Below are 10,784 nucleotides of genomic sequence, written 5' to 3'. Positions count from 1 at the left end.
CTCATTTTAATTACTGACTTATTGTATCTCTTTAAGAGATAAGAAATTGTTGTTTCTTCATTAAAAATAATGAAGTCCCTACACATTTGGTTCGTCTTCTTTGTTCAGTTTTCAAAGGTCAATCGTTGTTTTGCAACAACTTCTATATCCTATCATAGGACATTTTTACTGTCAACAGTTTTTATTCAACTTTTTCAAAGTTTTTTGAAACTGTTTTATAAGCGAACGTTCGCTCAACAGTGATATTAATTTATCATATTCAGATTTGGTTTGCAACTGAAAAGATATACTTGTGTGTGTCTGGGATTTAGTTTAGAAAGAATTTTGTATAGGTTTAATGAAAGAATGGATTTTTAAAGGTTGTGATTTTTCATAGATTTCATCTATCTATCACAATTAAATATTAACATATTCCTCTCGTAAATGCAAGGTTTATGTGATGTTTTACGGCGTTTAGTTTACGTTTTTAACCATTGAGTTGCTGGAAAATATTTTGCCGTTTGTATTGTTGAATTTTGTTTGAAATCTTTCAGATAACAACTTGCTGCAAGATACTTTTCTTGTGTCTTTTTATACTCTTTTCTCCATTCCCCCATAAACAAAGTCCATAATTCATCGCTGTTTGAATCTATAATCATTTTAGCCATTGTTTCTGCCCCATTCATTGACCAATACATTTTTCTGTTTTTCATTCGATTTGTTATTTTACAATGTTGCGATTCAATGATTCCTAAACAACTTTCTTCTAGACCTCTTAAATGAGGTTCTTTTGTATAAGGGAAATTTTTTATAAGTTTCCTTTTAAATAATTGTATTTGATTGAGATAGTTTTCATCTTCAACTAATGACTCAATTGTTTCCAATATAACTATTGATTGTTTTTTCTTATGTAGATGTATCGATTCCTTTAATAATGTAATGAGTTTGTCTTCTTCCAAACGTGATAACAAGAGTTCTATTTCTTGATACAAGTGATACTTATCCCAAAAATGTTCATGTCTTATTTTAAACACCTTGGCAATTTCACGAAATACTTGTGCCGAATAACCAACGCCCATATCACTATTAGATATTAAACAACTTTCCTTTGTAAATTTGTAATGTTGGTCTATATAATGAATTAATTTTTCTTTTGCTTCACTGTTTTTAATTGCTATGATTTCTTTTTTATTAATTAACTTATATCGATTTCCATATTCGATTTCTTTTCCTTCATGAACTATATAATGTGTTATATCCGTTCTAAGTCTATCGTTTGTTTTTGTCTTCAGCATAACACCATCGCCCTCGATATATAACACTTTGATTTCTCTTTTCTTTTCTAATATTTCTTCTTGATAATAATCATAGTCCTCTTTTTGTTTATATAATTGAGTTGCCATTTTCACAGATTTTAACACGGTATCTTTTGTAATAAAAATCCCCTTCATGATTCTTATAGTATTCACAACCTCTCTATAACTCATTTTTGTAGATAGCATTGCAACCATATATAGAAAACCATTTGAATATCGAGAATACTTTTCTAGATTCAAGTAATTATCTAATGGATAAATATAGTCGTACCCTTTTTTATAACATTTTCGCTCTATTGTGACTTCTCCAAAAGGAAATATAACCGTTCTTTTTGCCGTCTTAACATATTTCCATTTCATAGCCGTATATTGTATATACAAACTGTTATCGATCTGAGTTACTGTATCGTGAAATTCCCTTTCTAGTATTTTTTGCATTTTATTTTCAAACTCAAATTCGTTAAACATAATACTCTCCTCAAAACGATACTTCTTGTTGAGTATATAAATCTATATTTCATTTACACAATTATTTTTAGTTTCTTCCCTGCCCCTTTCACTCCAACCTCCACCACCGTTCCAGGGACAGGCTTAAGCAGCTTTTCGCCCTGAAGGCGAAAAGAAATGTTTTCCGTCACAAGTGACGGTATATAATTCGCTGTTCGTCATTGTCAATTTCATTTCGTGGCATAAATTCCTTCGCTATCGCTCAGTCAGACATTTATACACTCATTCATTGACACTTCCTCACAGCTTCATTCATGAGAAAAGTGTAAGGTATTTCTTACAAACATTTAATGAAAGAAGGAAAAAAGATGGAAAAATACAAAGTTATAATCAAAGAAGAATACATTCGTACTATTGAGGTTGAAGCCGTTGATAAAGCGGAAGCATTGGATAAGATTATCAAACAATATAGCAATGAAGACATTGTTTTAGATACAGATGATTTTTTCGATGTTGAATTTGAAGTTGTTGGTAATAAATAGAAAGAAGGTATTTACTATGGAAGAATATATTGAAATGGCAGATAGATATTATGAACATTTACAAACAATCCCTACTGGTAGAAAGATTGAAATGCTACAGTGGAATGGACTTACATTATCTGTAATTAGAAATGAAAAAGAATTGATAGGAATTATTCATCAAGGTTTGAAGGTATTAGAAAGAAAAGTAATTAAAAAACTAGAAGACCTAGCATATCTTTTTAAAAAGCAATGTGAAGAATATTAAAGAAAGAAGGAGTAAGGTATGAACTTAACAGAAAAACAAAAACGAATTTTAAGAGAACTTATACTAGATGACTTTGAAATTGTTTATGAAGAAATCTATACACCTGATTTTGTGGAAGTAACGGGTGAAACAGGTGGAGATACGTATCGTTTAAGATACTATCCACATTCTGACGATAGGTTTGAGTGCTATTCAAAATAAACAAGGAAGCTAAAAAAGTTGTTTTAACAACTTTTTTAGCTTCCTTCATATCCTGTTGAGTATGTATAAAAGTTAAAATTTGTGGCAATCTCTATCATAGAAATTACCGTTTTTAATCAAATCGCTCTCCTGCCCCTCTCACTCCAACCTCCACCACCGTTCCAGGGGCAGGCTTAAGCAACTTTTCGCCTTGAAGGCGAAAAGAAATCCTATCCGTCACAAGTGACGGTGGTAATTCGCTGTTCGTCATTGTCAATTTCATTTCGTGGCATAAATTCCTTCGCTATCGCTCAGTCAGACATTTATACACTCATTCATTGACACTTCCTCACAGCTTCATTCATGAGAAAAGTGTAAGGTAAATTTATTTGAAAGAAGGAATATCACATGAAACTAAATTATGATAAAACGCAGATTGCAAACTTTATTAAAAACCATAGACTTGAAAACAAAATAAAGAAATATATGTTAGTAGTTACTGAGCCTGGAACATGTATGTTTATTGTGGATTATATTAGAGTAGATACATTAGATAGAGCTTACGAGTTAGCTTTATCTTTAGAAAAATACAAAGAACATACTGCTGATTTATTGTTTTCATTTACGGACAATGCTTTTTATACAAATCAGTTTGTTAGCTTAGACGATATTTCTTTAATATTGAGGGAAAATACGTACAGCGACGCTTTGCATATTTTACGAATGATTACACGAGAATAACAAAACATGGATTATTTTAAAATTAGAACTTTACAAAAATAACTATAAAGTCAAGATAAAGTTAAGGAGTGATTTACTTGTTTAATAAAGGACGTTATAATTCATATAGGAAGCGTAGTTTTTCATTGTCAGATACAAAACGAAAAGAATACGCACAAAATATGAACGAGATTAAGGAATATTTTGCCGATAATCCATCATGGAGTATTTCGTACCATTTAGATTCTGCATACCGTTACTATGAACGATTTCAATTAAGATTATCAAACCATTCTGCAAATAATATGTATCATGATCTAAACAATTCGGAAAGGCTTTTAGTAAATGTAAAATGTTCAAAACTAGATTTTATAAGTATCATTGAAAATAAAATCGAATCGATTGTACAATTTATTGAAACATTAGAAATTGAAAAATATAGATTCATCAATATAATTGATAATAAAGCTAATTGCTACTTAAGAAACTATAAAACAAAGAAAGATGTTTTTGAATTTTAAATTTAATAATCTGTTTAACATAAATAGAGATATATTTGAGGTTAAAGAAATCATAAACAGGAAGAGGGAAATAAAAATGAAAAGAATAGTATCAAAAGCACATTACACAAATTTTTTAAGACCACAAAGCCCTGAGATGGAAACTATTAATGGTTTTAAAGAGAGATTTGTACAATTCACTTATTCCAAATTAGCTGGAGGAGAAGCTACTGAATTACAACGTTACAAAATATGCGAAAAGAATTATACAAATGCGATATTTAATGCAAAATATTTTTCTTCTCAAGAAAGAGTAGATAACTTAAGTACTGTATTAATCTATATACGCAAACAAATTTTGAGTTTAGGGGGAACTATTTCAAAGTTTGAATTATAAATAATATAGAAAATTCAGATAACATTACAAATAGTAAGATATATTCTTTATATCTGAAGTAAATCGTCCAAGCTTACAAACTTGGACGATTTTTATTTTCTTCAGATTCATATTGATGGGATACATACTTAATCTTTTTATATTTCTCAATATCTTTTAATGTTGCTTCAAATTCAACGTGTAGTAAATCTCTTGTTTCTTGATAGCTTTCAATTTTCTCTATCAAATCATCGTATGTTGTATTTTTTCCTAATCCATTTTCAACTAAAAGATTTTGAATATTTTCTATTTCTACTCTATTCTCTTCAGACATCAATAATTCTTTTGCTACATTCATCAAATCGCCAATTTTACTATCTAATTGTTTCAATGTATTGTATGCTTCCTCTGATGTTGCTTGTAACTTTTTCTCAAGGTTTTCCAGTTGATTACTGTCATAGACTTCATTTTTTGCTAGAAAGTTTATAGCATCTACAATATCATTTAATCGTTCTATTACTGGTTCTCTATAGAGTGCCTTACTTCCATTATTAATGATTAATTGTTTCTTCAACGTATCAGCTGGAATATATTTATTCTGTTGTTCCTGATGATTACTTGTGTAATAAAAGAAATCTGTTTTCTTAAGATATAGATAATAACCTTCATCGAACGGATCGATTTTAAATGCTGGTACAAAGACTTGCCCTCTATTATGGATTCCAAAATCTAAATCAATATAATATCCTTTTTCTGTTTTATGACTTATTTGCCATTCACTAATTTTAATTTGATAGTCATAACTATCTATTTTTACTTTAATATTTTCTTTATATAAATCCTGGACTGCTGCAATCGAATAATTCAAATCATTCTCTTTTAATTTTTCTTCAATATATTCTTTGCTATATTTTTCAGGATTGTCTTTATCTAAAACCCTCCCTCTTGTATATCTCGTTTGTGGTTCATCTAATAATTTAAAGCGTGAATGTTTTTGTTTGAAATCAACCTTCAAATTTAACGCTTCAGCTTTTTGGATGAAATCTTCTAAGTCATTAGAATGTGCTAATAGAAAATCAATACGCTTTTTAATTTTACTTTTATAAATATTTTCCACTTGCCATTGCGTATATTTTTTTCTGGTCAACTTAGGTTCTTTCTCAATAATCTTTGCTCCAACTTTTGAAGCAAGCTTGTCCGAAATCTTTTCAAAGTTTTCTTTGGATACATTTTTATATTCTCCATTTTGCAACTGAATAACTTTCCAAGGATACTCTCTACCTGTCATAAAATTAGTTGAGTTCATAATAATGTGATTGTGGATATGGTTTTTATCGATATGAGTAGCGATGATATACTCATATTCTCCACCTGTAAACTCATCCATTACTTTTCTTCCAATTTCGTGAATCTGTTCAGGTGTTAAATTATCGTCAGGCGAAAAGGATTGAATTAAGTGGTGGGCTAGAATTGCTTTTCCACCTCTTCTATCTTCTTCAATTGTTTTTTTATTTAAAATCATTTTTCCTGTTGTAGGGTCAAATTCAAGTTTTGTTCCTCTTCTTCTGACTGCCATTTCCTTAGTTGCATAAAATTCTTCAGTTGCATTATATACATTAACAATGTGATGTCCAGAGACTAATTGTTTTGAAATGGTTTTGTCATCGTTTGTCACATATGGAAATAACTGTTCTAAATGAGAATCTACAGAACTGACTAATGTCTTTTCTGCATTCTCTATATATCGTTTAGCGATTCTTAAATTATTTTCACTACGGATATTAAAATGTTTCGTGTATACCATTCGTTTCCCTTTCTTTTGAAATTTCATCTTTCAATTTATTGCTAACCAACCACTCTACTTGATGGATTAAATCCAGTAAGTCATCAATATCATCTTGAGAAATTTCTTCAAACTGATTGGCAAGCTTCGCCATCTGGTTAATGTTATTCCCAATCTTATTTACTTCCCATTTTAATTGTTGCAATTCACTATAATCTACATAATGGATCTCTCCAGCTAATAACATATGCCTTGCATAGTTTTGGAAATTATCATAGGGACTATCATTAATTCTTCTTTTTAGCAAGTCGTTTTCTTCTTCAGTTAATCTAAATGTTCTTTTTTGCTTTCTAACTCTATTTTGTTTTTCACTCATTTAAACCGATGGGGGAAACGTACTTTCCCCCTAGCCCCCCTTTTCTTAAAAATGGAAATCAAGATTTCCAAGCAAACGTCGCTAGCTCCTTTTGCTTATTGCAAGCATGGTAAAAGGCTGTCCTTTTACGAATTTTATAAAGAACCGCCACTCTCACGAATGACGACTCTTTATAATTTTTGGGGAAATCCCCAATCCCCTATGCTGAAGAAAACGAAAACTTCTTTAGTACATTTTGTCAATGTACTAAAATAATTTTCTGTTATCTTTTAATCTTCTCCGTTTTTTTAAAACGGTTCTTCTACTGAAGGGTCAGTCATAAATTTATGTTCTAATTTGATTTCCTGAGAAACATTTTCTAAAAATTGTGGATAATCTTCTTGATTCATCTTTCGGATTAATTGTAATCCTTCTTTATATTCATCAATTTCTAAACCATCAATCTGATGAGCTTCGATGTAGTGAATCATGTCATTTATCTCTTCAGCTAATGTTCCTCTTTTAATTTTTTTATCTACATCGTCAATTGTTAAAACCAATTTTGCACTTTGGATTGCTTTGTCATCAAAAGTATTACTCATATTATTCTTCCTCTTTTCTTTCATTTTTCTTTCTTATACCTCTTGCGACAGCTTCTTGACTTCTTTTACTTAAGTCTTTTACTTGAGGTTTTTTTCTACTTTTTTACATTTGCATTCTCCATCGATTGAGTTACTGTCTTTTCTGAAGGATTCTCTAATTGTCTTTGTGCATTTTGTAATCGGACTGAAAATTTATTTGTACGCTCTTCAATTTTATTTTCCTTTATGGTAAGTTCTTGAGAAAGTTCTTTGTCGATTTTCTTAATAATCTCTCTTGCAGTATTGGTAATTGTCTTTAATGAACTTTCAAAATCCGCAATCCTTTCCCCTTTGTTAGTCCATGAAGAAAGATATGCAAATGTATAATCTGAAGTATCTACCCCATAATTCTGACAAACAATATAGGCTACACTTTCAGCTTCAAATTCTTTTTGTTCTTTGGAAATAAACTCAGAAGCTTTTTGATGAAGAATCGAGTGAGCTACCTCGTGAATTTCTGTTTTTAATGTTTGGTATTGGTTCATTCCCTTACGAATCACAATAGAATTTGTGTCTCGATTATAAAAACCTCTCACTCCTTCTCGAGAGATTTCTTGTAATGAGATAGAAGCTGTTGTACAGCTTTTTACCGCATTAAAGATTGAAAGGAAGTGTTTTGGTTCTTTAAAATTTTCTGTTAGTTCGTAAATAGGTTTAGGAAGTTCTTTCCCATGTGTTTGACTAACGTCAAATACAGGAACTAATTTCCATCCAGCAATATTACCTGTTGGAATTTTTTTACCTTTTTCATCTTTTAAATAATTTCCTTCTTCATCTTTTTTATATTCAGGATTCGGTCCATAGATCCGTAAAGCTTTTGTTCCTTTGCTTGGAAAACGTCCAAGATTTTTCCAATCTGAAGCTTTTGCGACCATTGTTGCAGTTGGCAACTGAGCGAGTAATAATCGCATATTTTTTTGACTATAATCATTAAAAGAACTAAAACAAGCTAGGAATTTTTTATATGTGTCACTATCGAGATAGCTTTCAATCCCCTTTTCTAAATGTTCTTTTAAAAATTTATAATCTTTATTGGTAATAGCTGTTTCTAAAGTCATTATATTTATTTGTTGGTTTGGATGGATAACAGATTCAGATTTTTTAGTTTCTGATAAAGGAATTTGAAATTTTTCAATTTCTTGTTCATTATCTGTTAAAGTATATTCTTCATATTTATTGTTAATTAAATCTAATTCATACTCATCAAGTGGGTTAAAATAGTTTCTATTAAAGAAATAGTTTTTGGTGCTATCTAATTCCATGTGCATCGTTTCATCTTCAATAGTTTGTCCTGTTTTATCAATCAGCTTATACTGAGGGAGTTGATATTTTTGAATTGAATACTGAAGAGCTACTCCTTTCTCATTATCAACTGCAAGAATCTTTTTATAGGTTTCCTGATTATCTATGTTTTCTTTATGGTTTTTATAGTAGTTAATATCTGTATTTGGGTTATATCCAGCATTTTCTAAATCAATATAGTTAATACTGCAAGGTGTGGTTTCAAAGTTAGATATTAGAAAATTAGACCATGTATGGAAAGCTTTTTCTTCAAAAAGATTTACTTTTTTTTCTATAAATGTATCTCCAAAGTAGATTTCATCAGTCATACCATCATCAGAAGTAATGATTTTAATATGTTCTCCAGCAGATTGTGTTTTTAAAAATTCTATAATATGTTCTTTTTGTTCTACTGTTAAAATACTTTGAGCACGACTTCTTAAAGCAACAAGTTCTTCTAAATCGCCTTCTTCGTATTCTGTTTTTCGTTCAAGTTCTACTATACGAGCGGTTATATATTTATATTCTTTTAAAGAAGGTTCTTCACTATTCCCTTTTTCTTCTGTTTTAGACTTCTCCGCAATTAGATATTCATCAGTAGAATTTGCTTGAGTTAACTCAGTATTTTCTTTTTTATCCGTATTGTTTAGAGTAAATGATTTCATCTCTTCTCTAACTTGCTGAATTTGTTTAATTTTTTCAATTCCTTCAGGAAATAATGGGACTGTAGAAAATAAATAATTATTATTGTCTTTTTCCATACTATCAACTGATAATACATAGTCCTCAAACTTGTTTCTAATAACTTCTTGATTTTCAAAAATTAATTTAGATTGTTCTTCAGGTAATGTATTTTTAATTTCCATAACATAATGATCAGGAACATAAACAGCTTTTTCAAAATCAAGTCCTGGATTTTTAAAGTGAGGATTAGTTGTTGGAAAAGGCGTTTTAAAAATAGCTGTATCTTTTTTCTTTTTTCCTAAATTTGCTCTTAAAGGAATATACCAACTTTCTTCTTCGTTATATAAGCCTACAAAACTTCTCATTGCTTTCTCTAGTAATTGTTCACTACCAGTTCTAGCAATTGTTTCAGCTGTAAATCTTTGGTCAATAGTGACTAGTTTATATGTTGTCATTTTTGGAATTCTCCTTTATAATGTATTTAGAAAGTTGTACAGGCAGAACAAGCCTTGATTGTTCCATTAGGTGAGGCAACTTTCTTTTTTTGTATACTTTTTTACGTTTCCTTGATGTATCAAGGATTTTTTGTTTTTATATATGCTTTTCTTTTCCTTCAGAAAGATATGCTTCTCTTTCTTCCATTGTCATTTTCCAAATCTCATCAATGTCTTCTTTTGTTACTTCCATATCGATAGATTCTAAAAAATATGCTGTATCCATATTTACGAAATAACTATCGCTAAACTCTACATTTTCATTCACGTATTTTTCAGGGCTTTCGTTCCAGGTTAGTTCACGGTCATATAGGAACAACTCTAGAAACTCATCGTTTTCGTCATAAATAGAGACTTCCGATAGACTACCTCTGTAATATGCTGTAACAGTATGTTCCAGGAAATAATCAATATTTTCATTTTTATCTTCAGCGTCTTTTAAGTAATACAGTTCCCATACATCGCCTTGAAAATATCCTCTTCCTGTGTATGAATAGACTTCCTTTCCTAACGGTTCTAAAAGGTTATTGATTTCAGTAATAGTTTGTTTTTTATTATTATCAATTTTCTCTAACCAGTAATCTTGATAGGTCATCTCAGATTCGTCATATTTGCCCTCTACAGCGTTTTTAAAGAGGTTGGGGTTATAGTTCATTAGATATTTGATAAGCACTTCTTCGTTGCTCTCTGAACGCCCATAATCGCTTATAAGATAATCGGCTAATTCAAGATGAGGGTCACCCCATCCTCCTGGTTCGATTACCGCAAGATAATTGTTAACAGGGTCATAGGCAACAACTTCATTATCGTTTTTCTTTTCAAAATGAGTACGTTTATGAACTCGTTCTTTCAAATCAGGAACGGAATATTTTAATTCATGCAGCTCTTTACTATTCTTTTGAAATTCTAAGAAGTTTTCCCTTGTTATTTCAATTGGCTCAGCTAGTATCTCCTCTTCTGTCATTCGATAACCGAAAAAATACTTTGCAATTTTAGTAAAGTCTTCAAAGTCCATATGTCTAACCGCTTCTGTCACAAGCATATTTTGAAACATGCCCCAATCATTTTCTTTAGCACGGAAGGTTAAATGTTCTCCCATATCTGCTATCACGTCCATCAAGTAGAGTGGTTCTATTTTAATGATTTCCGCAATAACATTAGTAGTAAAACCAACATTAATAGCTGTTTCTGTTTCAATCTCATTTTTCAACTCTCGTATCCATTGTTCTTCCATTGTTA

The 10,784-nt window shown here is 30.4% G+C and carries 12 protein-coding genes; 6 read left to right on the top strand and 6 right to left on the bottom strand.

The window, feature by feature from the left end:
• Nucleotides 1-458: 458 nt before the first annotated feature.
• Nucleotides 459-1,763 carry an ISLre2 family transposase gene (locus ADH99_RS03505; RefSeq protein ID WP_049555360.1) on the bottom strand — a complete coding sequence of 435 codons (1,305 nt, stop codon included), beginning with the start codon at nucleotides 1,761-1,763 and terminating at the stop codon, nucleotides 459-461.
• Between the two features lie 347 nt (nucleotides 1,764-2,110).
• Here ADH99_RS03505 and ADH99_RS10265 point away from each other — a divergent pair, with 347 nt between their 5' ends.
• From ADH99_RS10265 to ADH99_RS03480, 6 genes are all read left to right on the top strand, one after another.
• Nucleotides 2,111-2,284 (top strand): DpnD/PcfM family protein, encoded by a 174-nt coding sequence (locus ADH99_RS10265; protein WP_160313163.1) that lies wholly within the window; start codon nucleotides 2,111-2,113, stop codon nucleotides 2,282-2,284.
• Between the two features lie 16 nt (nucleotides 2,285-2,300).
• A complete protein-coding gene (locus ADH99_RS03500; protein WP_049555361.1) occupies nucleotides 2,301-2,531 on the top strand; it encodes a hypothetical protein in 231 nt (76 codons plus the stop codon).
• Between the two features lie 18 nt (nucleotides 2,532-2,549).
• Nucleotides 2,550-2,732 carry a hypothetical protein gene (locus tag ADH99_RS03495; protein ID WP_049555362.1) on the top strand — a complete coding sequence of 61 codons (183 nt, stop codon included), beginning with the start codon at nucleotides 2,550-2,552 and terminating at the stop codon, nucleotides 2,730-2,732.
• Nucleotides 2,733-3,119: 387 nt separating this feature from the next.
• On the top strand, nucleotides 3,120-3,452 hold the full coding sequence (locus ADH99_RS03490; protein ID WP_049555363.1) for a hypothetical protein: 333 nt from the start codon (nucleotides 3,120-3,122) through the stop codon (nucleotides 3,450-3,452).
• Nucleotides 3,453-3,529: 77 nt separating this feature from the next.
• Nucleotides 3,530-3,952: a hypothetical protein gene (locus ADH99_RS03485; RefSeq protein WP_049555364.1), complete on the top strand. Its 423-nt coding sequence runs from the start codon at nucleotides 3,530-3,532 to the stop codon at nucleotides 3,950-3,952.
• Between the two features lie 76 nt (nucleotides 3,953-4,028).
• Nucleotides 4,029-4,328: a hypothetical protein gene (locus tag ADH99_RS03480; RefSeq protein ID WP_049555365.1), complete on the top strand. Its 300-nt coding sequence runs from the start codon at nucleotides 4,029-4,031 to the stop codon at nucleotides 4,326-4,328.
• 73 nt (nucleotides 4,329-4,401) lie between these two features.
• Here ADH99_RS03480 and ADH99_RS03475 read toward each other — a convergent pair whose 3' ends face one another.
• From ADH99_RS03475 to ADH99_RS03455, 5 genes are all read right to left on the bottom strand, one after another.
• A complete protein-coding gene (locus ADH99_RS03475) occupies nucleotides 4,402-6,111 on the bottom strand; it encodes a relaxase/mobilization nuclease domain-containing protein (protein ID WP_049555366.1) in 1,710 nt (569 codons plus the stop codon).
• The gene (locus tag ADH99_RS03470) at nucleotides 6,089-6,466 is read right to left on the bottom strand and encodes a plasmid mobilization protein (RefSeq protein ID WP_049555367.1); all 378 of its coding nucleotides are present in this window, start codon (nucleotides 6,464-6,466) and stop codon (nucleotides 6,089-6,091) included. The genes ADH99_RS03475 and ADH99_RS03470 overlap by 23 nt, the downstream gene beginning before the upstream one ends.
• Before the next feature lie 287 nt (nucleotides 6,467-6,753).
• Nucleotides 6,754-7,047: a hypothetical protein gene (locus ADH99_RS03465; protein WP_049555368.1), complete on the bottom strand. Its 294-nt coding sequence runs from the start codon at nucleotides 7,045-7,047 to the stop codon at nucleotides 6,754-6,756.
• 95 nt (nucleotides 7,048-7,142) lie between these two features.
• A complete protein-coding gene (locus tag ADH99_RS03460) occupies nucleotides 7,143-9,506 on the bottom strand; it encodes an ArdC-like ssDNA-binding domain-containing protein (RefSeq protein ID WP_049555369.1) in 2,364 nt (787 codons plus the stop codon).
• Between the two features lie 136 nt (nucleotides 9,507-9,642).
• Nucleotides 9,643-10,779, bottom strand: coding sequence for a hypothetical protein (locus ADH99_RS03455; RefSeq protein WP_049555370.1), 1,137 nt, complete (start codon nucleotides 10,777-10,779; stop codon nucleotides 9,643-9,645).
• Between the last annotated feature and the right edge of the window lie 5 nt (nucleotides 10,780-10,784).

The sequence above is a fragment of the Granulicatella sp. 572.rep1_STHE genome, from assembly GCF_001073445.1.
GTDB lineage: Bacteria > Bacillota > Bacilli > Lactobacillales > Aerococcaceae > Granulicatella > Granulicatella adiacens.
Note: the sequence above shows the minus strand (reverse complement) of the source record. Positions and strands in the feature narration are given on the sequence as shown.

Bases quoted from the DNA above. Each gene is read 5' to 3' on its own strand.
- ADH99_RS03500 (WP_049555361.1), top strand. From the start codon at position 2,301: ATGGAAGAATATATTGAAATGGCAGATAGATATTATGAACATTTACAA.
- ADH99_RS03505 (WP_049555360.1), bottom strand. From the start codon at position 1,763: ATGTTTAACGAATTTGAGTTTGAAAATAAAATGCAAAAAATACTAGAA.
- ADH99_RS03490 (WP_049555363.1), top strand. From the start codon at position 3,120: ATGAAACTAAATTATGATAAAACGCAGATTGCAAACTTTATTAAAAAC.
- ADH99_RS10265 (WP_160313163.1), top strand. From the start codon at position 2,111: ATGGAAAAATACAAAGTTATAATCAAAGAAGAATACATTCGTACTATT.
- ADH99_RS03475 (WP_049555366.1), bottom strand. From the start codon at position 6,111: ATGGTATACACGAAACATTTTAATATCCGTAGTGAAAATAATTTAAGA.
- ADH99_RS03495 (WP_049555362.1), top strand. From the start codon at position 2,550: ATGAACTTAACAGAAAAACAAAAACGAATTTTAAGAGAACTTATACTA.
- ADH99_RS03470 (WP_049555367.1), bottom strand. From the start codon at position 6,466: ATGAGTGAAAAACAAAATAGAGTTAGAAAGCAAAAAAGAACATTTAGA.
- ADH99_RS03465 (WP_049555368.1), bottom strand. From the start codon at position 7,047: ATGAGTAATACTTTTGATGACAAAGCAATCCAAAGTGCAAAATTGGTT.
- ADH99_RS03455 (WP_049555370.1), bottom strand. From the start codon at position 10,779: ATGGAAGAACAATGGATACGAGAGTTGAAAAATGAGATTGAAACAGAA.
- ADH99_RS03480 (WP_049555365.1), top strand. From the start codon at position 4,029: ATGAAAAGAATAGTATCAAAAGCACATTACACAAATTTTTTAAGACCA.
- ADH99_RS03460 (WP_049555369.1), bottom strand. From the start codon at position 9,506: ATGACAACATATAAACTAGTCACTATTGACCAAAGATTTACAGCTGAA.